Raw genomic sequence first — 21,970 nt, forward strand, 5'->3', positions numbered from 1 at the left:
GACGGATCTGTGTCAGCTTCGGCCAAAATCACTGGCTTGCGGTGATCCGACGCTGTTAGCTTCCCGGCCATGACCGTCACAGATGACTTCATCAACGCGTTGCCCAAGGTCGAACTTCACGTTCATCTGGTCGGTTCCGCGTCCGTGCCCACGGTGCTCGAGCTGGCCCGGCGGCACACCGGCCACCAGGTGCCGACCGACGAGGCGGCCCTGCGGGAGTTCTACGAGTTCCGCGACTTTCCGCACTTCGCCGAGGTCTACTTCGCGGTCAACGGCCTCGTACGGGAGCCGGAGGACGTCGCGACGCTGGTCACCGGTGTCGCGCGGGACCTGGCGGCGCAGAACGTCCGCTACGTGGAGCTGACCGTCACGCCGTACTCCCACGTGTCGGTCGGCATGACGATGCCGGCGGTGACCGAGGCCCTGGACATCGCCGCCCGGGAGGCCGCGGACCAGATTGAGGTCGCCTATGTCTTCGACATCCCCGGCGAGTTCGGCGGCGACGCGGACCGCGCCACCCTCGACCACGCGCTGAACCACCCGCCGGAGAACCTGGTCGGCTTCGGCATCGGCGGCATCGAGCAGGACCGCCTCTCACACGAGGCGGAGATCCGGGAGGCGTTCCGGGGCGCGGTCGCCGCGGGGTTGCACAGCGTGCCGCACGCCGGGGAGATGACCGGGCCGGAGACGATCTGGGAGGCGATCCGGGAGCTGAAGGCGGAGCGGATCGGGCATGGGATCAGCTGCCTCGACGACCCGGAGCTCGTCCAGTACCTGCGGGAGACGCAGCTGCCGCTGGAGGTGTGCCCGACCTCGAACGTCTGCACCAAGCAGGTGCCGGACATCGCCGCGCACCCGCTCCCCCGGATGCTCGCCGAGGGCCTGTACGTGACGCTGAACAGCGACGACCCGCCGATGTTCGGCACGACGCTGACCAACGAGTACCGCGTCGCGGCTCGGGACCTGGGGCTCGGCCGCAAGGAGCTCGCCGACCTGGCCCGCAACGGCGTCCGCGCCTCCTTCCTGGGCGAGGACCGCAAGCAGGCGATCCTCGCCGAGATCGACGCGGTCGAGCCGGCCTGAGCCCCACGCCCGCCTGAGCCCCACGCCGGCCTGAGCCCCCCACGGCACCTCCGGCGCGCGGACGGCCGGACCCGTCCGCGCGCCAAAGGCTCAGGACTCCGTCAAAGTGTTCAGGCGTTCCATCGTCTCGACGTACTCCTCGATGAGGTCGTAGATGACCTGGGAGGCGGTCTTGACCTGGTTCATCGAGCCGACGATCTGGCCGACGGGGAAGGTGGTCAGCTCGCCCGCGCCGGCGCGGTTGATCCGGCGGAGGGCGTCGGAGATGAGCATGAACTGCATGGGCATCGGCAGGGTGCCGGGCGACTCGGGGGACTCCCACGCGTCGGTCCAGGCGGTCTTGAGCATCCGGGCGGGCTTGCCGGTCCAGGACCGGGAGCGCACGGTGTCGCGGGACGTCGCGGCGAGGAGTCTGTCGCGGGAGGCCTCGGGGGTGTCGGCCTCCTCGACGGTGAGCCAGATCGAGCCGGTCCACGCGCCGTCGGCGCCGAGCGCGAGCCCGGCGGCGAGCTGACGGCCGCGGCCGATGCCGCCTGCGGCGAGCACCATGGTCTCCGGGCCGACCGCGTCGACGACCTCGGGGATGAGGACCATCGTGGAGACGTCGCCGGTGTGACCGCCGGCCTCGGTGCCCTGGGCGACGATGATGTCGACGCCGACCTCGACCTGCTTGCGGGCGTGGCGGGCGTTGCTGGCCAGGCCCGCGACCTTCACGCCGTGCTGGTGCGCCTGCTCGACGACGTCCGCCGGGGGCGGGCCGAGCGCGTTGGCCAGGAGGGCGATGGGGTGCTTGAGCGCCACCTCGACCTGGGGGCGCGCGGTGGCGTCGGTCCAGCCGAGGAGGTAGTGGCCGGCGCCCTCCTCGGTGAGCGGGTCGACGCCGTGCCGCTCCAGCAGGTCGTTGACGAACTTCCGATGACCCTCGGGGATCATGGCCTGCAGCTTGCCGAGCAGCTCACCGGCGTCGCCGAGGTCCGCGCCTTCGTACTTGGCGGGCATGACGACATCGACACCGTACGGCTTGCCGCCGACGTGGTCGTCGATCCAGTTGAGCTCGGTCTCCAGCTGTTCGGGCGTGAAGTAGAGCGCGCCGAGGACGCCCATGCCGCCGGCGCGACTGACCGCGGCGACGACGTCGCGGCAGTGGCTGAAAGCGAAGATCGGATACTCGATGCCGAAGAGTTCCGTTACCCGTGTTCGCACAGTCACGACCATAAGAGCCGATCCACAAAACTGCAACACGTTCTAGTTCACTTTCTTCGCTCGCCCCACCGGCTCGTACCCGAGAGGCTCACCAGCCCGTACCTGGAACCTGTAGCAGACACTCCTCACCGAAAGACCGAACTGGGGGTGTTGACGCCGGTATGACCGATTGTTAGCTTGCCCGCTCGGGGCTCTCACGCTGGGAGCGGCGCCCGGAGGCCAGCGCGGATGACCGATCCGTACGGATCAGCCAAGGGAACGGCCGCCCCGCCGGTGTCGGCACGGCCGCCGGGCGGGGGACCGTGGCCGCCTGCCCTCGTGGACCGGAAACCCCTTCTCGCCCGCGCCCGCGACCACCTCACCGCCGGGGGCAGCGTCGTCCTGACCGGTCCGACCGGGATCGGCAAGTCGACCCTGCTGACCACGCTCGTCGCCGAGTTCACCGACCACCGGGTGCTGCGCTGTTCGCTGTCGGAGACCGAACGGCACCTGCCGTTCCTCGGCCTGATCGACCTGCTGGCCGAGACCGGCGACGACCTCCTCGAGTCGCTCCCGAAGCACCAGCGCGCCGTGCTGGAGTCGGCCCTGCTGCGCGGCGACGACCCGGTCGGCGAGCGCGACGTCCTCGGTCTGCGCGTCGCCGTGCTCGCGGCCTTCCGCAACCTCTGCGCCGCCGGGCCGGTGCTCCTCGTCGTCGACGACGCGCAGTGGCTGGACGCGCCGAGCGCGGAGCTGCTGGCGTTCATCGCCCGGCGGGCCGGTGGGCTACCGTTGCGGGCGCTCGCGGGCCTGCGCACGAGCCCCGGCGACCCGCAGGACCCGCTGGAACTGTGCCCGCCGCCCGCGCTGGCGCTGCCCGTACCCCCGATGACCGTCGCGGAGGTCGGCGGTCTCCTCGGCGGCCTCGGGCTGCCGCGCGCCGTTCTGGCAAAGGTGCACCGGGCCAGCGACGGCAACCCGTTCTTCGCCCTTGAGCTGGGCCGCGCCCTGGCCGACCACGGCGAGCCGCTGGACCCGGCGGCGCCGCTGCCGGTGCCCGACGGACTGCGCACGCTCATGCTGGGACGCCTGTTCGCCCTGTCCTCCGGCGCGCGGCACACGCTGCTCATCGCCTGTGCGGCGGCCCGGCCGACACTGGCCCTGCTGCGTGCCGCGGGCCGCCCCGAGGCCGCCGCGGACATCGCCGAGGCGCTGCACGCCGGCATCGTCGCGCCCGGCGAGGTGGTCCGGTTCACGCACCCTCTGCTGTCGGCGGTGCTGTACGCGGAGTCGCCGGAGCGGGACCGGCTCACCGCCCACGGCGCTCTCGCCGACGCCGTCACCGATCCGGTCGAGCGCGCGCGTCATCTCGCGGCGGTCGCCCCGGGCCGGGACGCGCAGGTCGCCGAGACGCTGAGCGAGGCCGCCACCGCCGCCCGCCGGCGCGGGGCCCGCGCCGCCGCCGCGCAGCTCGGCCTGCTGTCCGCCGAGCGCACCACCAAGCCGGAGGCCGAACCGGAGCTGCGACTCACCGCCGCCGAGGACGCCCTCGCCGCCGGGGAGTTCGCGATGGCACGGGGCATCGCGGAGGACGTCCTGGCGGAGGCGGCCCTGCCGGCCGAGCGGGTGCGGGCGTGGATCGTGCTGCTGGACTCCTGCGGGCAGGCCCTCGCCGAGCTCGACGACGTGTTCCCGCGCGCGCTCGCCGACGCGCGCGACGATCCGGCGCTGCTCGCCCCGCTGCACTACCGCCTGGCCTGGCGGGCCTGGCTCGTCAAGGGCTCGGCGCCGCGCGCCCGCCAGGAGGCGGCGACGGCCGCGCGCCTGGCGGCGGACGCCGGCGACCGCAACACCGAGCTGCTGGCCCTGACCAGCCAGGCCCTCGCGGAGTTCCACATCGGGTCGCCGGAGGCGGAGCGGACCATGGCGCGGGCGCTGGCAGGACCCCAGGATCCGGCGATCAGGCTCGGCCACAACGGCCCCGTCTACCTGCGGTACCGGCATCATCTGCTGCACGACCGGCTGGAGGAGGCACGGGGCGAACTGCGCTCGCTGACCTACGCGGTGCGCCAGCGCGGCGCGGTGGAGAGCCTGTTCATGTGCCTGTACGGGTCGGCGCAGGTCGAGATGGCGCGCGGCCGCTGCGACCGCGCCCTGGACCTGGCCTACCAGTGCCTGCGGCTGGCCGAGGACAGTGAGCTGAGCCAGGGACCCGCCTGGTGCGCGGTGGCGTTCGCGGAGGCGGCGGGCGGCTCGCTCGATCGCGGCCTGGCCGCCGCCGAACGCGGTGTCGGGCACAGCGAGGACGACGGCGACCTGCTGTTCCTGCCGACGACGCTGCACGCCCTCGGGCACATCCGGCTGCTGCGCGGCGACGCGGCCGGAGCGGTCGACGCCCTCCGCCGGGTGCGCCGCCTGGAGACCACGCAGGGGCTTGCCGAGCCCGCCCTGCGGCGCTGGCACGCCGACCTCGCCGAGGCCCTGACCGCGATCGGGGCGATCCCGGAGGCCGAGGATCTGATCGAGGAGACCAGGCGGGACGCCGTACGGCTCGGCCGGCGGAGCGTCCTGGCCACCCTGGACCGCGCCGCCGCCGTCGTCACGGCGGCGCGGGGTGACGTCGAGGTGGCGCTCCACTGCATGGAACGGGCCGTCGCCGCCCTCACCGCGCTGCCCTATCCCATCGAGGAGGGCCGGGCCCGACTGGAGCTCGGCCGCCTGTCCCTGCGCGCCGGGAACGCGGCCGCCGCGCGGGAGGCGTTGCACGGCGCGCGGCGGGTGCTGCTGCGCGCCAAGGCCGCACCGTGGATCGCCGCGGTCACCTCGGAGCTGGACCGGATCGACCTGGGCGCTCCGCCCGCGACCGGGGACGGCGATCCGCTGCGGGCACTGTCCGGCATGGAGCGCCGGGTCGCGACGCTGGTCGCCGAGGGCGCGACGAACCGGGAGATCGCCGCCCGGCTGTTCGTGAGCATCAAAACGGTCGAGGCCGCACTGACCAGGTCGTACCGCAAGTTGGGGGTGCGCTCCCGAGTCGGACTGACCCGAATCATCGCAGTGCCGCGTCCGGAGGACCGGACGGCGTAGGGATTTCCCTATCCCTCCGTTGAGGGGCTTTTCAGCGTTCGTTCGGATACGGACACTCTGCCCAAGGTCCCCCGGACCCGGGAGGCCGATCCACGGTCCCCCGACCCCGGAGGACCCAGCCCCTGTCCACGGTCTCCCGACCCCGGGAGACCAAGCCCCTGTCCCTTCCGCCTGCCCGCAACGAAGCGGGCCCATCCCCTTGGCGAAAGGATTCTCCGCCAATGTCCAAACGACGCATCGCGACGGTGTCGGCCACGGCCGTCCTCGCCGTCGCGGGCGGACTGCTGTCGGCGCCCGTCGCCGGCGCCGCCCCGTCCCAGGCTCCCGCCAAAGCCCCTGCCAAACCCCAACCCGCCGGGCACTCGGCGTTCACGAAGAACGACTTCACCGTGAACCCGTCACCCAGCACCCGCAAGCAGGTCGTCGCCGAGGCCCGCAAGGCCCTCGCCGCGCACCAGAGCACCGCCCACGTGAAGTCGGGTGACGCCTTCACACCGCGCACGGTCGTGGTCGCCAAGAACGGCGCCGCCGACGTCCGCTTCGACCGGACGTTCAAGGGCCTGCCGGTCTACGGCGGCGACCTCATCGTCCACCTCAAGCCCGGCGGCGCCTACCGCGGGCTGAACACCGCCACCCCGGCCGCGGCCGTGTCGACGACGCCCCGCGTCGCCGCCGCCACCGCCGCGCGTACGTCGCGCGGGCAGCTGGCGGGCACGGTCTCCAAGGTCGGCACGCCGCACCTCGCCGTGTGGGCCACCGGCCGGTCCTCCCAACTGGTCTGGGAGACCGTCGTACGCGGCGTGCGCTCCGACCGTACGCCGAGCGTGCTGCACGTGCTGGTGGACGCGGTCAAGGGCAAGGTCGTCACCAAGCGGGACGAGATCGACACCCTGCTGTCGCCGGCCCAGCAACGCGCCGCCGAAGCCCACGCGAAGGCCGCGCCGAACGGCGGCGTCTCGGCCCTCACCGCCGGCACCGGAAACTCGATCTACAGCGGCTCGGTGTCGATCGACCTCACCCAGTCCGGCAGCACGTGGTCGATGAAGGACCCCTCGCACGGCAACGGGTACACGACGAACCTGAACCACGCGACGAGCGGCACCGGGACGACCTTCAGCAACTCCACCGGGACGTTCGGCAACGGCACGAACAGCGACGCCGCCTCGGCCGGCGTCGACGCCCACTACGGCGCGGCGGAGACGTTCGACTACTACAAGAACGTCCAGGGCCGTAACGGCATCTTCGGCGACGGCAACGGCGTGCCCTCGCGCACCCACTACGGGAACGCCTACGTCAACGCGTTCTGGGACGGCACCCAGATGACGTACGGCGACGGCTCCGGCAACAGCCGTCCGCTCGTCGAGATCGACGTCGCCGGCCACGAGATGAGCCACGGCGTCAGCGGCGCTCTCACCGGCTGGGGTGAGAACGGTGAGACCGGTGGCATGAACGAGGGCACCAGCGACATCTTCGGCACCATGGTGGAGTTCTACGCGAACAACGCCAAGGACACGCCCGACTACACCATGGGCGAGCTGATCAACATCAACGGCGACAACAAGCCGCTGCGCTACATGTACCAGCCCTCGCTCGACGGCGCCTCGCCGGACTGCTACACGAGCAGCAACGGCTCGCTGGACCCGCACTACTCGCTCGGCCCACTGAGCCACTGGTTCTTCCTCCTGGCCGTCGGCAGCGGTAACCACGGGTACGGCAACAGCCCGACCTGCAACAGCTCGACCGTCACCGGCATCGGCAACGACAAGGCCGGCAAGATCTGGTACAAGGCGCTCGCGTCCTACGCCAACAGCAACGAAACCTACGCCAACGCGCGCACCGACTCGCTGAAGGCCGCCGCGGACCTGTACGGCACGCACTGCACCGAGTACAACACCGTGAACGCCGCCTGGGCCGCCGTCAGCGTCACCGGCAGCGACCCGGTCCCCGGCACCTGCCCCGGCCAGCCCGGCGCCCCGACGGTGACCAACCCCGGCAACCAGACCAGCACGGTCGGCACGGCGGCCAGCGTGCAGATCCAGGCCAGCGACCCGAACGGTCAGACGCTGACCTACAGCGCGACGGGCCTGCCCGCCGGGCTGTCGATCAACTCCTCGACCGGCCTGATCTCCGGCACGCCCACCACGGCCGGGACCTCCTCGGTCAGCGTGACGGCGAAGAACACCTCCAACCTGACCGGCAGCACGTCGTTCACGTGGACGGTGAACCCGGTCGGTGGCGGCTGCTCCTCCTCGGGCAACAAGGTGAGCAACGGTGGCTTCGAGTCCGGCACCACGCCGTGGACGACGACCTCCGGCGTCGTGTCCTCCAGTGGCAGCGGTGAGACCGCCCACTCCGGCAGCTACTTCGCCTGGCTGGACGGATACGGCACCACCCACACCGACAGCGCCACCCAGTCGGTCACCATCCCGTCCGGGTGCAAGGCCTCGCTGAGCTTCTACCTGCATATCGACACCAGCGAGACCGGCAGCACCGTCTACGACAAGCTGACCGTCAAGATCGGCAGCACCACTCTCGCGACGTACAGCAACGCCAACGCCGCCAGCGGATACGTGCAGAAGACCTTCGACGTGTCGTCCTACGCAGGGCAGACGGTGACGCTATCGTTCAGCGGCACCGAGGACTCGGCACTGCAGACGAGCTTCGTACTCGACGACGTCGCCATCAACGCATCCTGACCGTGATCCACCGGGGCCCCGCGCGTTCTCACGCGCGGGGCCCTTTCCATCACCAGGAGTCACACGTGAAGAAGACTTTGATCGCGGTGCTCGCCTCGGCGGCGACCGCGCTGACCCCCGCGGTGGCCGCTCACGCCTCCACGCCGCACGCCACGGTACGGGCGGCCGCGGACACCGTACGGACGCCGGCGACGCCGTCGTACACGGTCAACCTGACCAGCAACAGCAGTGGTTCGAGCTGGACCGGGCACGAGAGCGTGAGCTTCACGAACGCCTCGGCCACCCCGCTCACCGAGGTCTACCTGCGGCTGTGGGACAACTACCACGGCAGCTGCCCGCAGACGCCGATCACGGTGTCGAACGTCACCGGCGGCACCGCCGGCTCGCTCGAGGTGAGCTGCACGGCCCTGAAGGTCACGCTGCCGAGCCCGCTGAGCCAGGGGCAGAGCGGGTCGATCGGGTTCGACCTGAGCATCGCCGTCCCGAGCGGCGCGGACCGGTTCGGGCGCGACGGGTCGTTCAACTTCATCGGCAACGCCCTGCCGGTGCTGGCGATCCGGGACGGCGCGGGCTGGCACCTCGACCCGTACACCAACAACGGCGAGTCGTTCTACAGCCTCGCCAGTGACTTCAAGGTCACGCTCGACCACCCCACCTCCATCAGCGTCCCGGCGACCGGCACGTCCGTGGACACGCCCGGATCCTCCGGCCGCACGATCACCACGGCGACCGCGACGAAGGTCCGCGACTTCGCCTGGGGCGCCGGGCCGTACAGCGTCATCTCCGGGACCTCGCCCAATGGCGTGAAGGTCAACGTCTACCGGGTGAGCTCGATCAGTGCGAGCTCCGCGCAGTCGATGCTGAGCACGGCGAAGTCGGCGATCGACGCGCACAGCGGACGGTTCGGGGCGTACCCGTACGGTGAGGTCGACGTCGTCCTGGACAACAACTTCTGGTTCGGGGGCATGGAGTACCCCGGCTTCGTCCTCGACCTGGTCAGCTCCACCGCGCTCGCGCACGAGCTGGCGCACCAGTGGTGGTACGGCATCGTCGGCGACGACGAGTACAACGACCCGTGGCTGGACGAGGCGTTCGCCGACTACTCCACCGACCTGTACCAGGGCATCAGCGGCTCGGGCTGCTGGAACAGCGTCTCCTGGGCGTCGTCCGCCGAGAAGATCAGCAACTCGATGGCGTACTGGGACGCCCACTCGAGCCGCTACGGCACGGTCGTCTACACGTACGGCAAGTGCGCGCTCCACGACCTGAGCCGAGTGCTCGGCACGACCGCGATGGCCAACCTGCTGCGCTCCTTCGCGCAGTCCCACTGGTACGGCGTGTCGACGACGGCCGAGTTCAAGGCGGCGGCCCAGGCGGCGACCTCGACCGACCTGACGTCCTTCTGGACGCAGCACCGCATCGACGGCTGATCAGCCGCCGGAACGAGGGCGGGCGGCCGGGCTCAGGCCGTCCGCCTTCGTCGTGTCGTCGGGTAGCGGGATGATGGTCTGCCGGCCGGGGACGGCCAGCACCAGCCCGACGACGAGCAGGACCAGGCCGAGGCCCGCGCCGCCGAGGGGCAGGATCATCCGCAGCAGCGTGATCTTCAACGCCTGGCTCTTGTTGACGTGCACGAGGGACTGCTGGCTCGCGTCGGTCATCTTCAGGTCGAGGTCGGCGGCGACGAGCCGGTCCACCCCGTCCTTGGTGCGCAGCACCGTCCGGATCCGCTGCTCCTGGCTCACCTGGCCGCCGGTCCGCGGGTCGATCCAGAGCGTCACGGTCGCGTCGTAGACGCGGTCCGCGGCGACGTTCCCGGTCTTCTTGTCATAGCCCGCGAGCCGCTTCGGGTTCTTCACCTTGAGCAGGGTGGCGGGGACCCCGCCCTTGACGGACTCGGTCACGGTCGGGGGGATCCGCTGGACGAAGCGGTACGCCCGGACGCCGTGGATCCGCTCCTCCCCCGCGAACGTCGCCGGCCACGGGCGCTTCGTCGACAGGTCGAAGTACTGGTAGGTCTGCTTCTTCACGCCGATCGGCCAGAACATCCCGACCCCCGACTGCCGGACGCTCGTGTCGCCGCCCACCGACGCGCCCCGGACGTTGTACAGCGTGCCGGTGCGGCGGTCGAACGCCGCGCGCTGCTGCTGGATCTCGACGCTCTTCTTCGTGGCCGGGTCCTCGATCGAGGTGAAGGAGTCCCAGACGGCGATCTTCCCGGTCGCCGCCCGTACGTCACCGCGGACCGTGTTGACGGCCCGCAGGTGCACGCCCGTGCGGACCTTCAGGGTGGCGGTGTCCAGGTACGACGCGTTCGAGGCCTCCAGCGTGGACTGCTGGAAGAAGTTCGCCGGCGCGGCGATGACCTGGCCCGCGACGTAGAAACGCATGAGGGCGGCGAAGGCGAGGAAGAACGCCCCGGCACCGGTCAGGACCACTCCGACGTTCCGCCGCACCTTGACCTCCCGCCACGAATGAGACCGGATTCTAGAAGACTGCGCAATTGATGGGTGGTTATGCCGGTATGCCGTGATGAGTACGTTACCCGGGCGTAGGATTGCGGCCTCTGCCTCCCGGAGGTCCCTTTTGCTGACCGCGCCGACCGCTCCGCACCGTGCGACGCTCGCGCGCTCGGTACGCCTGCTGCGCGCGTTCCGCGAGGAGCAGTCCGACCCGGAGGGGTTCTACCGGCTGCTCGCCGCCGACACGATCGCCCAGCTCAGCCGGTATACGCCCCTCGACGGCAGGGTCGTCGCGGACATCGGCAGCGGCCCCGGCTTCTTCACCACCGCGCTGCGCGACGCGGGCGCCCGGTGCGTCGGCGTCGAGTGCGACGCCGGTGAGCTGACCCGGCACGGCCCGCCGCCGCCCGGCTCCGTCTTCGGCACCGCGCTGAGCCTGCCGCTCGCCTCCGGCTCCGTCGACGTGTGCTTCTCCTCGAACGTCCTGGAACACGTTCCAGACCCGTGGCGGATGGGCGACGAGATGGTCCGCGTCGTCCGCCCCGGCGGCGTCGTCTTCCTCGCCTTCACCAACTGGCTGTCCCCCTGGGGCGGCCACGAGACCTCGCCCTGGCACTACCTCGGCGGGCACCGCGCCGCCCAGCGGTACGAGCGGCGACACGGCCGGCCGCCGAAGAACCGGTACGGGGTGAGTCTCCATCCCGTCTCGGTCGCCGCCGCCCTCCGCTGGGCGCACGCCCGCGGCGGCGTCACCGTCGAGGCGGCGACGCCGCGCTACCTCCCCGGCTGGGCCGCCCCGGTCGTCCGGGTGCCCGGCGTCCGTGAGGTCCTCACCTGGAACCTGCTGCTCGTGCTCCGCAAGGCGCCATGACCACGACGCGAGCCGCCGAGCGTCCACCGGCCACCGGCCTCCCGGCGATCTCGGGTCATCAGGACGCCCTGGACGGCGTCCGGGCCGTCGCGGCGCTCGCGGTGCTGGTCTTCCACGTCGCCGCCGACACCGGCCACACGTTCGAACACGACGCGACGGCCTACCTGCTGTCCGGCGGCGCGATCGGTGTGCCGGTCTTCTTCACCCTGTCCGGCCTGCTGCTGTACCGCCCGTGGGCGGCGGAACTGCTCCTCGACGGGCACCGCCGGCCGCGTACGGGCCGCTACCTGTGGCGGCGCGCCGTGCGGATCCTGCCCGCGTACTGGCTCGTCGTCGCCTTCGTCATGGCCACGATCCTGACGGCGCATCTCCGCGACCCGTGGACGTGGCTGAAGCTGCTGACCCTCACGTACACCTACGACCCGCACCCGTGGTGGGGCACCTACCTCGGCCCGTCGGGGCTCGGCCAGATGTGGAGCCTCACCGTCGAGGCCGTCTGGTACGCCCTCCTGCCCGTCACCGCCAGCCTTCTCGGGCGGTACGCGCGCCGCGGAGCGCCCGGCGACGCCGATCGTCGGGCTCGCCGCCTGCTGCGCGGCATCGCGGCGTACGCGGCGGTGTCGTTCGTCTTCACGATCTTCATGTTCACGCCGCACCTGTCGATCCAGCTGGGCGTGCTGGTGCCGCGCTACTTCGCCTGGTTCGCGATCGGCATGGCGCTGTCCGTGGTGACCGTCTGGGCCCGTACGGGCTCGGCGGCACCGGTCCGGTTCTGCCGTACGGTCGCGCGGTCGTGGGGCACCTGCTGGGCCATCGCCGGCGTGCTCTACTGCGTCGCCGCCTCGCCGCTCACCGGCCCCTCCGACCTGGCCACCCTCGACACGACCTGGACGTCGGAACTGCGCGTGCTGTTGTACGGCCTGGTCGCTGCCTTCTTCGTCGCGCCCGTGGCCCTGTCCCCCGCTTCGGGTATCGACCGGGTCCTCGGCAACCGCGTCATGCGCTTCCTGGGCCGCATCTCCTACGGCGTCTTCCTCTGGCAGGTCGCGGTCTCCGTCACCTGGTACAAGGCCACCGGCCACGTCGCCTTCACCGGCGACTTCCTCACCGAGTTCCCCGTCATCACCGCCCTGACCATCGCGGTCGCGACCCTGAGCTTCTACGCCGTCGAACGCCCCGCCCTCCGCCTCATGACCCGTCGCTGAGGGTGATCGAATCATCCTGCGCTGTGAGGCGTACGGCGTCGGCGGCGGCCTGGGCGAAGGCTCGGATGAGCGGGTTCTCCGCGGCGGTGCGCCAGACCAGCGCCCAGGAGACCGGTGGGGCGTCGCGTACGGGGAGATAGGTCAGGTTGGGCCAGGAGTAGAAGCGGGCGGCCTCCTCCGCGGTCGCTATGACGGCCTGCCCGGCGCTCACCACCTTCAACTGCTCGTCCCAGTTCCCGATGACCGGGCCCCGGGGGATGGGGCGGCCCGCAGGCGTGTGGAACGGCTGGAACACCTCTTCCATGTACGCGGGGATCGGGGACCTGTGCGCGACGAAGGTGAGGTCGCCATAGTCCTCCAGGCAGACCGACTCGCGGGACGCAAAGGGGTGAGTGGTGGCGAGCACGAGGACGAGCGCCGAGGTGTGGGTGACCGGGCCGATGGTCAGGTCGGGCTCGCGGACCGGCAGCCAGACATGACCGATGTCGACCTCGCCGGAGCGAAGCAGCGCGAGAGGGTCGACCGGGTTCATGTCGCGGTGTTCGAGCCGGACCGCCGGACAGCGTTCCCCGAACACGCCGACGATCCCTCTGATCATCCAGGCCTGTAGGCCCATGGTGCCCAGCGTCAGGGTGCCGGAAGTGCCGCGAGCGGCGGCGGAGACGGCTTCGATCCCGTCCATGATCTGCCGGTAACCGGCGCTGAGCTCCCGGTACAGCTGCTCCCCGGCCGGCGTCATCCGCACCACCCGCGAGGTGCGGTCGAACAGCGGCGCGCCGAGCCGGCGCTCCTGCTTCTTGATCGACTGACTGACCCGTGCCGGGCTGACGCACAGCCGCTCGGCCGTACGGCCGAAATGCAGTTCCTGCGCCAGAATCAGGAAGATCTCAATGTCCCGAAGCTCCAACACCCCTCCTGAAACGATGCCTTGTAGAGGTCATCATTGATGCGCGATCGGCGGGCGCGCCACCTGCGGACGCCATTGAGCACCTGACGGACCCGGTTTAGGCTCGGCGGCAGGCCCTCATCCTGAGCGATGGTGCGCGGGGACATGCCGATCGCCACCGACATCAAGCCGATGAAGGTCAGGTTCACCGCCGCCGACGGCACCGTGCATGTGGTGGGCGTCGACGGCGACCACCACGTGGGTGCCCAGGTACGCGTCCTGTACGACCCCGCCCATCCCGACGTGGCCGTCACGCAGTCGCTGACGAAGCGCCACTTCTGGGCGATATGGAAGATGGTGGGGACGCAGTGCTCGCCCTGTGCCCGCTGTTCGTCGCCGCGGGCGCCGTCGCACATGTCATCGACCGTCGAATGAGCCGACGGACCGCTCCGGCGTCGTGAGGTGAGGGCGTCGGCCCACGCTCCCCACGACGACCGGGCAGTCCCTCCGGGATCGGCGGCCGCGCGACTCCGAGCCTCCCGCCCGCACGCGGGTGGTCAGGATCAGCCGAGCCGGCAGCCGTCACCCTCCGGAGCGTGCAACGTCAGCGCCCACGGCTCGAGGAAGGTGTTGATCTCGTCGATCAGCTCACCGTGCAGCGTGAGCACCGCAGTGTGGTGCGGCCGGAAGCCGCCGGCTGCGGGGTCCCAGAGGAAGGCCCGGGCGGCGAGCTGGCCGCTCGCGCGGGCAGGGGTCAGCCGCCACGTCAGACTGCCGTTCAGCGGCCTTGCTCTGAGGGATGCCGCGACTGTGTCGCGCCCGCCGCACCACGTCGCGGTCGGAGGCATCGCGATCGTCGCGCTGTCGGTCAGCATGGCCACGATCGCGCCGACGTCGTGCCGCTCCCAGGCCTGAACGTAGCGGTCGACGATTTCGCGCAGCCGCGCGTCACCGAGCGCGCGGAGTGTCGCCTGCTGACTGCGCTCGGGGAGGCGGTGATCGACGGTTTCGTGGGCGCGCTGCAGCGCGCTGTACACGGACGCCGGGGTCGTCTGGAGTGCGGCGGCGACCTCGGCGCCGGAGAAGCCGAGCACGTCGCGGAGGATCAGCACCGCCCGCTGGCGGGCCGGCAGATGTTGGAGCGCGGCGATGAACGCGAGTTCGACGCTCTCGCGCTGCTCGTAGCGGGCCTCCGGGCCGGCGAGGCCGTCGTCGAGACCGAGCCGCTCGTCGGGGTACGGCTCGATCCACGTCGATTCGACCAGCGGCTCACTGAGCGGTCGGTGTGGATCGGCCGGCGGGCCGTAATCGATCGGCAGCACGCGTCCCGGTCGGCGCTCGATCGCCCGCAGACAGACGTTGGTCGCGATCGTGTACAGCCACGAACGCAATGAGCTTCGCCCCTGAAACGACGCCAGGCTCCGCCACGCTCGCAAGAGCGTCTCCTGCACGGCGTCCTCGGCGTCGTGGACCGAGCCGAGCATCCGGTAGCAGTGGGCGTGCAGCGCAGGGCGGTGTGGTTCGACCAGTTCGGCGTAGGCCGTCTCGCCCCCCACGACGGCGGCTTCGAGCAGCTTCGACTCGGTCATTCCCGTCCCCTTCCGAGACGCCGCTTGGGCTGCCAGAGCGCGATCTCGCCGCCCTCGCTCGTGGTCAGCACGCTGCGCCACCCCGCCGGTCCCTCCCGCGGCTCGAGCAGCACCGACGCGCCGAGTCGGCGCGCCAGCCCGGTGATCGCCTCGATCTCCTCGACCTCCACGTAGGGAAGCCAGGTCGCGCGGGTCGCACCGCACTCCACGATCCCACCGTCGAGGGGGCCACCGAACGCGAGCGCCTGGTAGGAACCCCGGCGAGCCTCGATCCGCTCCGTGCGCCATCGCAGCAGCCGGCCGTAGAACGCGCTCGCGCCGGCGGGATCGTGCGTATGCAGCTCCAGGTGCACGACGGGGAGACTCATGACCTGTTGCATCTTCCAGCTCCTCTGTGCGGAGTGGTCCCGCCTGCGGCGGGCCCTGTTCGACGTGGCCGACGCCTGCGTGAGCCGCGTCCGAACAGAGCCGCCGCAGGCGGCCCGATGGAGCACCCTTACGCCGGGACCGCGACGATCGCCGCCATCTGCCGCTCCACGCTCTTCGGCGAGGCGTGGAACTGCTCGCCGAAGGCCGCGGAGAACGGGTCCGGGAAGATGTCCTCATCGCCCGCCTCGACGCCGTCGAGGATCGCCTTCGCGACGTCCTCACGCGGGGTCTTCTCGAACTGAGGCGGGAGGTCCCTGGTCATGTCGGTGTCGACCGGTCCCGGGTAGACGCCGTGCACGGTCACGCCCCGAGCCGCCAGCAGCGCGCGAGATGCCTGGGTCAGAGAATGCTGCGCGGCCTTCGAGGCGCTGTATGTGGGCTGGAGCGGCACGTTGGTGAGTCCAGCCGCCGAACCGACGTTGACGATCACGCCGCCGCGCCGCGCCAGCGTGTCCGCGAAGCTCCGCAGCATCCGTAGGGTCCCGAAGTAGTTGACTTCCATCTCGCGCCGAGCCACGTCGACGATCGCCTCGTCGGTCAGCTCGGTCGGCTCGAACGCGCCCGCGTTGTTGAACAGCAGATCGACGTCCGTGACCTGGCGTGCGACCTCGGCGACCTGCTCGGCGTTCGTGACATCCAACCGCATCGGAACCAAGCGAGAGGCGTAGCGCTCGCGCAACCCCTCGAGCGTCTTCGGATCACGCGCCGTGGCGTAGACCTTCGTGGAGCCGCGCTCGAGCAGCGCCTCCGTGATCGCGAGGCCGATGCCCCTGTTGGCGCCGCTGACCAACGCCACCGATCCTTCGATCCGGGTGGAACCCTGCATGTCTGCCTCCTCTGGCTGCCTTGCGTAGATAGAGATCCGGGGAGGCACCGGAATCCATCGGTCGACGGCCGATTGCCACGGAAGAGTCATCCCTCCCGGCCTGATTCAGCCGGTTCTGCGGTGAGCTGCTGGATGACTTTGGTGAGGGCGGTGTGGAGGTGGTGGCGCTCCTCGTCTGTGACGGGATCAGCCGGACGGCAAAGGTCTGACCGAGCCTGGCCGCGTTGGCCGACCAGGGTGGCGGTCGCGTGCTCCGCCAGGCGTCCCTCAGCCTCACCTACCCACCACTGACCGGAACGTCCTCCAAACGCGATCCTTAAGTCGATTCCTCGCCTGCGGCAATGACGCCCCGGCGCACAAGGCGATCGCCGAGCTTACGGAAAGCCTCCTCGATGCCCGCGCGATCAAGGAATGGCGCTACATCACTCACACGACTTCCAGTTCCTGTGGCGAGACGAACACCCCTCGGCGGCGGAATGCGGCAGGCGCGTGGACAACGGCATCAACGCGAGCCGCAGGAGTATTGAACGGGAACCAAAACTGCCGCAGTTGACGCCCCTCGGTCCAGCTTGGAGCGCCTCGGCCATCACGTGCGGCGAGATGTTCGGCAAGAGCCGCCAGCAGGACATCCCACCGATGATCACCGCTGGTCCGCGGCTCCCTCACCAGGAGGCGTGCGCGTCCCTCGGATTCCTCATGGCGGTACTCCTCTAGGAATTCAGCGACCAAGCGCCACCGGGTGGCATCATCTTCTGCCCTCGCCAAATGGCGGGCAAGATCGGCCACCGTCATCGGACGGTACCCCCGCTCAGACACTCATCTCACCTCCAGATTGAAAGTCTAGAACTCAGTCCCGTCGGCAGACCGATTGTTCGGACCATCACGGAGAAGTCATCCCCTTCGATCCGATACAACCCGTTATTGGGCGAGCTGCTGGATGATCTTTGTGAGGGCGGTGTGGAGGTGGTGGCGCTCCTCGTCGGTGAGGGTGGCGGTCGCGTGCTCCGACAGGTCGCGGCGCGCTTCTTGGATCGGGCGCTGGGCGGCGCGGGCGCGGTCGGTGAGGTAGAGGCGGACGAGGCGGCCGTCGTTCGGGTCGCGGCGGCGGGTGAGCAGGCCGGCGGCCTCCATGCGCGTGGCCGTGTTGACGATCGTCGGCGTGGTGATCGGGAGGCGGGCGCGGGCGGCGACCTCGCCGGGCGTCAGGCCGTCGGTGTCCCAGAGCACCTCAAGGATGAGGTTCTGGCCGATGCGGACGCCGTGGCGGCTCATCACATCGTCGGAGGCGGCGGCCAGCAGCTTGTGCGCCCGGGTGAGCAGGGTCAGGAACTCGTCCACATACCGATCCTAGAGGTCGATTGCATGCTAATGACCTTCCCGCTACGTTCTCATTAGCACGCTAATGACTTCTGCGAAGGACGGCCATGATCCTCATCACCGGTGGGCTCGGCTTCATCGGCTCCCACACCGCACGCGCACTGCTCGACCTGGGCGAGTCCTGCGTGCTCACCCGGCGCCGTACGGCCCGGATCCCGGCGTTCCTCGGCGACGAGCGGGTCGTCATCGAGGACCTCGACGTCACCGACCGGGAGGCGTTCCTCGACCTCGGCAAGCGGCACGACATCACCGGGATCGTGCATCTCGCCGGTGCGCCCATCGGGGCCCTGGACCCGGTCGACGAGTTCGAGGTCAACCTGCAGGGCCTGCTCAACGCGCTGCGGGCCGCCACGGCGTGGGGCGTGCGGCGCGTCTGCGTCGCCAGCACGATCGGCGTCTACGCCGGCGTCGACGACGTCCCGTTCCGCGAGGACGCCGCCCTGCCCATGACGGCGCCCCACCCGATCCCCGCGTTCAAGAAGAGCGCCGAACTCCTGGCGACCTCGGCCGCCGAGCGGTCCGGCCTGGACCTGGTCAACCTCCGCATCGCGGCGATCTGGGGTCCGCTCGGCCGCCCGGAGTCGGTGTTCTTCGCGGTTCCCCACCTCGTCCATTCCGCGGTACGGGGCGAGGCGCCGGACTTCTCGCCGCCGCGTCGTCCCGCGTACGCCGGCGACGGTGGCGACTACTGCTACGTCAAGGACTGCGGCCGGGCCATCGCCCTCCTCCAGACGGCCGAGGGCCTGAACCACCGCACGTACAACGTCGGCTCGGGTCGGGTGACGACCAACGCCGAGGTCGTCACCGCCATCGGGACCGCCCTCCCGGACGCACCAGCGGTCGACCTGCCGGACGGCCGCAGCCCAGGCGCTCCGGCGCAGGACGCCTACCTCGACATCGCCCGCCTGCGGGAGGACACCGGCTTCGAGCCCGCGTACGACGTCGAACGGGCCGTCCGTGACTACGCCGGCTGGTTGACCGCGGGCCACGAACGATAGGAGATCGCTGAAAGCCATGTAACAGACCTCGATGTCCGGACATCTGCTTGGTCGACGAGCCCCCATCGGAAGGACGGTGGCATGGGTCCACCCGACCCCGAGCAGCGTTTCGAGGCGGTGTACATGGCGCACTACGCGGCCGTGCTCAGCTACGTCCGGCGGCGGACCGACTCTCCGGACGACGCGGCGGACGCGATCGCCGAGACGTTCGCGACCGCGTGGCGCCGGGTGGCCGACATCCCGGACGGCGACGAGGCCCGGCTGTGGCTGTACGGCGTGGCGCGGCGGGTGCTCGCCAACCACCGGCGCGGGGAGTCTCGGCGTACCGCCCTCGCCACGAGGCTGCGGGCGGAGCTGAGCGCGTGGGCCGAGGACGTCCCGGCCACCGGCCGGGACGTCGGCGCGGTCCGCGAGGCGTTCCGGCGGCTCGGCGACGACGACCGAGAACTGCTCTCGCTGGTCGGCTGGGAGGGTCTCACCCCGGCCGAGGCCGCCAGGGTCCTGGGCCGGTCGCGCGGCGCCGTACGCGTCCAGCTGCACCGCGCCCGCAAGCGCCTCGCCAAGGAGCTCGACTCGGCCGGGCTCGACGTCAGCCGGTACGGCTCGCGGGCCACCGCACTCGTGGAGGAACGCCGATGAAGCGGGACATCGACCACCTGGTCGCCCGGATCGCGCCCGACCCCGGCCCCGGGATGACCACCGGAGCGCGCGAACTGCTGCGCGAGATCACGACCGACGCCCCGCACCCGGCCCGCTCCGTCGTTCGTCGGCGTTCTCACCTGCTGCGGCGCCGGTTCGCCGTGCCGCTCATCGCCGCGTTCGCGGCCTGTGCCGTGGCGGTCAGCTGGCTGCTGCCCGGGACGCTCGGTCCCCACGCCGCGAACGCCCTCGACATCCGGCAGGAGGGCGGCTACTACGTCATCACCGTCAAACAGCTCTTCGCCGAGCCTGCCCGGTACGCCAAAGAGCTCCGCGACCGCGGCCTCAACGTCTCCCTCACCGTGGAACCGGCGTCGCCGGGTCTCGTCGGAGCGGTCATGCCGCCCTTCGACCAGAGGTACAACGGCCTGACCAATGACGAGATCGCCCGCCGGAAGGACCTGATCTCGCCCATCGCCCGCCCCGGAGGCTGTGCGGACTCCTGGAGCTGCGCGATCGGGTTGAAGATCCCGGTGGGGTATCGCGGCCAGGCACGCGTCATGCTCGGCCGGAAGGGGCGGCCCGGCGAGCGGTTCGCGGCGTTCGGCCAGCTCAACAACCTCGGCGAGCCGCTGCAGTGCGAGGCCTTCGTCAACCGGTCCGTCGGCGAGGTGCGGTCGATGCTGAGCCGGCGAGGCGTCGTGATCGGGGTCTTCGCGGTGCCGCTGAAGGGACCCCGCTCCGACGTGCCCGCCACCTGGTACGTCCACGAAGGCTGGCTGACCGAACAAGGGAAGGCACTCCTGGTCGCCGCGCCCGGCCGTAACCCCCACCCGTGGCCACTCTCCACGGACTGCTCGGCGCGGCACTGACCCGCGAACACCTGTCGATCTCGGCCCTGAGGCCGTGATCGCACGCCCCTGAGACCTCGACCCCTCGCCGGTCCCGACGGTGACCGGCGGGTACTTCCGCATGCCCTCGACCGTCGCCGGTAAGCCGAACCAACACCGAGGAGTGTCCATGAAACGCACATCGTCCCTGCTCGTCCTGCCGTTCTTGCTGGTCGCCGGGTGTGGCGGCGGCGGGTCCGGCAACGGCGTCGCCAGCGCGGGGGGCGGGAAGGCCTCCGCCCGTGCGCAGGCGTCGACGTCCCTCTCGCCCGAGCAGGCCCATGTGAGGTACGCGCGCTGCCTGCGGCAGAACGGCGCCCCCAACTACCCCGACGACGCGAAGAAGATCCCCTCGGGCGGCATCGAGGTCCCGCAGCGCGCGATGGAGGCCTGCGCCCAGCTGGCGAGGGCGATGGGCGGTCAGACGGTCGACCCGAACGACCCGCAGACCCGGGACCGATTCCTCAAGCTCGCCCGGTGCATGCGCGCCCACGGCTTCGACTGGCCCGATCCCAAGCCCGGCTCCCTCGGCGGACCGCCGCCGGATCTGAGCGGCGTGAAGAACAAGGCCCGGATGGAGGCGGCGATGAAGGAATGCCAAGTGGGCCCGGCGAAGTGAGACGCACCCCGCTCATCATCGGCGCCGTGGCACTCGTGGTGACGGGGACGGCCGGCGGCGCCCTCCTCTTCGGCTCCGAGGAGAAGGGCCCGTCTGCCCCCGGGCGGACGGCCCTGTCGGCCGCCGAGATCAGCCGCGGCGACCTCGTCGACACGATCACGGTGGACGGCACCCTGACGTACGCCGCGGAGCGCCGGATCACCGCGCAGGCCACCGGTACGGTCACGTCGGTCCCCTCCCAGGGACGAGTGATCAGGCAGGGCGCCACTCTGTACGCGGTCGACCGCCGGCCCGTGGTGCTGATGCACGGCACCGTGCCGCTGTACCGGACACTCGGGCCGGGCGTCACGGCCGGCCCCGACGTACGGCAGCTGGAGAACGCCCTCCAGGACCTCGGGTACGGCGACGGGCTGACCGTGGACCGGACGTTCTCCGCCGCGACCGCACAGGCCGTACGCCGCTGGCAGAAGGACCACGGCCTGAAGCAGACCGGGTCGGTCGACGCCGCGCAGGTCGTGTTCCTGCCGTCCGACGTGCGGGTCGTCGAGGCGAAGGCGGCGGTCGGCGATCGGATCAGCCCCGGGCGGCAGGTCCTGTCCGTCACCGGCACCCGCCACGTCGTCCACGTCGACCTGGAAGCCGACGAGCAGCAGACGGCCCAGAAGGGCCGCACCGTCTCCGTGCGGCTCCCCGGCGGCGCGACCGCGACCGGACGGATCACCTCGGTGGGGACCGTCGCCCACAAGAAGAACACCCAGGGCGACACTCCCTCATCGGGTCAGAGCCCGGCGGCGACCATCGACGTCGAGATCACACTGACCGGCGGGAAGCGGTCGAGCCCGCTGGACCAGGCACCGGTGACGGTGACGCTGGAGAGTCGGCGCCGCAGTGACGTGCTCAGCGTGCCGGTCGAGGCCCTGCTGGCGCTGCGCGAAGGCGGATTCGGCGTCGAGGTCGTCGACCCGGGCGGAACGCGTCGGATCGTCGCCGTGACGACCGGCATGTACGGCAGCGGCCGGGTGGAGATCTCCGGGGCAGGGCTGACACCCGGCATGAAGGTCGGGGTGCCCGCCCAATGACGCCCCTCATCGTCAAGGCCGGGAGCCCGCGCAATGACGCCGCTCATCGTCG

General features: G+C 71.0%; 19 protein-coding genes. 12 read left to right on the forward strand and 7 right to left on the reverse strand.

Translation table 11 applies throughout. From position 1 onward, the window contains the following. Positions 1 to 69: 69 nt before the first annotated feature. Positions 70 to 1,083, forward strand: a complete 1,014-nt coding sequence (add, locus tag ACQP2O_RS45735) for an adenosine deaminase (protein WP_433175753.1) — start codon at positions 70 to 72, stop codon at positions 1,081 to 1,083. A 90-nt stretch (positions 1,084 to 1,173) separates the two neighbouring features. Here add and ACQP2O_RS45740 read toward each other — a convergent pair whose 3' ends face one another. Beyond that, a complete protein-coding gene (locus ACQP2O_RS45740) occupies positions 1,174 to 2,286 on the reverse strand; it encodes an NAD(P)H-dependent flavin oxidoreductase (RefSeq protein ID WP_433175756.1) in 1,113 nt (370 codons plus the stop codon). A 318-nt stretch (positions 2,287 to 2,604) separates the two neighbouring features. Here ACQP2O_RS45740 and ACQP2O_RS45745 point away from each other — a divergent pair, with 318 nt between their 5' ends. The 3 genes from ACQP2O_RS45745 (at position 2,605) to ACQP2O_RS45755 (ending at position 9,478) form a co-directional block, all read left to right on the forward strand. After that, on the forward strand, positions 2,605 to 5,352 hold the full coding sequence (locus ACQP2O_RS45745) for an AAA family ATPase (RefSeq protein ID WP_433175759.1): 2,748 nt from the start codon (positions 2,605 to 2,607) through the stop codon (positions 5,350 to 5,352). A gap of 221 nt (positions 5,353 to 5,573) precedes the next feature. Further along, complete coding sequence (locus tag ACQP2O_RS45750) at positions 5,574 to 8,048, forward strand: M4 family metallopeptidase (protein ID WP_433175762.1); 2,475 nt, start codon at positions 5,574 to 5,576, stop codon at positions 8,046 to 8,048. A gap of 65 nt (positions 8,049 to 8,113) precedes the next feature. After that, on the forward strand, positions 8,114 to 9,478 hold the full coding sequence (locus ACQP2O_RS45755; protein WP_433175764.1) for a M1 family metallopeptidase: 1,365 nt from the start codon (positions 8,114 to 8,116) through the stop codon (positions 9,476 to 9,478). On the opposite strand, the gene ACQP2O_RS45760 is transcribed toward ACQP2O_RS45755, so the two are convergent. Beyond that, positions 9,479 to 10,504, reverse strand: a complete 1,026-nt coding sequence (locus ACQP2O_RS45760) for a DUF3068 domain-containing protein (RefSeq protein WP_433175766.1) — start codon at positions 10,502 to 10,504, stop codon at positions 9,479 to 9,481. A 133-nt stretch (positions 10,505 to 10,637) separates the two neighbouring features. Here ACQP2O_RS45760 and ACQP2O_RS45765 point away from each other — a divergent pair, with 133 nt between their 5' ends. Next, on the forward strand, positions 10,638 to 11,381 hold the full coding sequence (locus ACQP2O_RS45765) for a class I SAM-dependent methyltransferase (RefSeq protein WP_433191376.1): 744 nt from the start codon (positions 10,638 to 10,640) through the stop codon (positions 11,379 to 11,381). Continuing rightward, a complete protein-coding gene (locus tag ACQP2O_RS45770) occupies positions 11,378 to 12,586 on the forward strand; it encodes an acyltransferase family protein (protein WP_433175768.1) in 1,209 nt (402 codons plus the stop codon). Before ACQP2O_RS45765 ends, ACQP2O_RS45770 begins: the two co-directional genes overlap by 4 nt. On the opposite strand, the gene ACQP2O_RS45775 is transcribed toward ACQP2O_RS45770, so the two are convergent. Further along, the gene (locus ACQP2O_RS45775) at positions 12,570 to 13,493 is read right to left on the reverse strand and encodes a LysR substrate-binding domain-containing protein (RefSeq protein WP_433175770.1); all 924 of its coding nucleotides are present in this window, start codon (positions 13,491 to 13,493) and stop codon (positions 12,570 to 12,572) included. The genes ACQP2O_RS45770 and ACQP2O_RS45775 overlap by 17 nt on opposite strands. A gap of 144 nt (positions 13,494 to 13,637) precedes the next feature. Here ACQP2O_RS45775 and ACQP2O_RS45780 point away from each other — a divergent pair, with 144 nt between their 5' ends. Beyond that, positions 13,638 to 13,907 (forward strand): hypothetical protein, encoded by a 270-nt coding sequence (locus ACQP2O_RS45780; RefSeq protein WP_433175772.1) that lies wholly within the window; start codon positions 13,638 to 13,640, stop codon positions 13,905 to 13,907. A gap of 128 nt (positions 13,908 to 14,035) precedes the next feature. Here ACQP2O_RS45780 and ACQP2O_RS45785 read toward each other — a convergent pair whose 3' ends face one another. The 4 genes from ACQP2O_RS45785 to ACQP2O_RS45800 all read right to left on the reverse strand — a co-directional run bounded on the left by ACQP2O_RS45785 (position 14,036) and on the right by ACQP2O_RS45800 (position 17,654). After that, entirely contained in the window at positions 14,036 to 15,061 is a 1,026-nt protein-coding gene (locus ACQP2O_RS45785; RefSeq protein ID WP_433175774.1) for a sigma-70 family RNA polymerase sigma factor, read from the reverse strand. After that, a complete protein-coding gene (locus ACQP2O_RS45790) occupies positions 15,058 to 15,441 on the reverse strand; it encodes a VOC family protein (protein WP_433175776.1) in 384 nt (127 codons plus the stop codon). Before ACQP2O_RS45790 ends, ACQP2O_RS45785 begins: the two co-directional genes overlap by 4 nt. Before the next feature lie 116 nt (positions 15,442 to 15,557). After that, a complete protein-coding gene (locus ACQP2O_RS45795) occupies positions 15,558 to 16,316 on the reverse strand; it encodes an SDR family oxidoreductase (protein WP_433175778.1) in 759 nt (252 codons plus the stop codon). Between the two features lie 918 nt (positions 16,317 to 17,234). Then, positions 17,235 to 17,654 carry a MarR family winged helix-turn-helix transcriptional regulator gene (locus tag ACQP2O_RS45800; RefSeq protein WP_433175780.1) on the reverse strand — a complete coding sequence of 140 codons (420 nt, stop codon included), beginning with the start codon at positions 17,652 to 17,654 and terminating at the stop codon, positions 17,235 to 17,237. An 86-nt stretch (positions 17,655 to 17,740) separates the two neighbouring features. On the opposite strand from ACQP2O_RS45800, the gene ACQP2O_RS45805 reads away from it, so the two are divergent. The 5 genes from ACQP2O_RS45805 (at position 17,741) to ACQP2O_RS45825 (ending at position 21,918) form a co-directional block, all read left to right on the forward strand. Further along, positions 17,741 to 18,691 carry an NAD-dependent epimerase/dehydratase family protein gene (locus ACQP2O_RS45805; RefSeq protein WP_433175782.1) on the forward strand — a complete coding sequence of 317 codons (951 nt, stop codon included), beginning with the start codon at positions 17,741 to 17,743 and terminating at the stop codon, positions 18,689 to 18,691. An 81-nt stretch (positions 18,692 to 18,772) separates the two neighbouring features. After that, positions 18,773 to 19,330, forward strand: coding sequence for an RNA polymerase sigma factor (locus ACQP2O_RS45810; RefSeq protein ID WP_433175784.1), 558 nt, complete (start codon positions 18,773 to 18,775; stop codon positions 19,328 to 19,330). Further along, a complete protein-coding gene (locus ACQP2O_RS45815; protein WP_433175786.1) occupies positions 19,327 to 20,202 on the forward strand; it encodes a hypothetical protein in 876 nt (291 codons plus the stop codon). The genes ACQP2O_RS45810 and ACQP2O_RS45815 overlap by 4 nt, the downstream gene beginning before the upstream one ends. A 148-nt stretch (positions 20,203 to 20,350) precedes the next feature. Continuing rightward, positions 20,351 to 20,839 (forward strand): hypothetical protein, encoded by a 489-nt coding sequence (locus tag ACQP2O_RS45820; RefSeq protein ID WP_433175788.1) that lies wholly within the window; start codon positions 20,351 to 20,353, stop codon positions 20,837 to 20,839. A gap of 26 nt (positions 20,840 to 20,865) precedes the next feature. Further along, positions 20,866 to 21,918: an efflux RND transporter periplasmic adaptor subunit gene (locus ACQP2O_RS45825; RefSeq protein WP_433175790.1), complete on the forward strand. Its 1,053-nt coding sequence runs from the start codon at positions 20,866 to 20,868 to the stop codon at positions 21,916 to 21,918. Positions 21,919 to 21,970: the final 52 nt, after the last annotated feature.

This window comes from Actinoallomurus sp. CA-150999 (assembly GCF_050942425.1).
GTDB lineage: Bacteria > Actinomycetota > Actinomycetes > Streptosporangiales > Streptosporangiaceae > Actinoallomurus.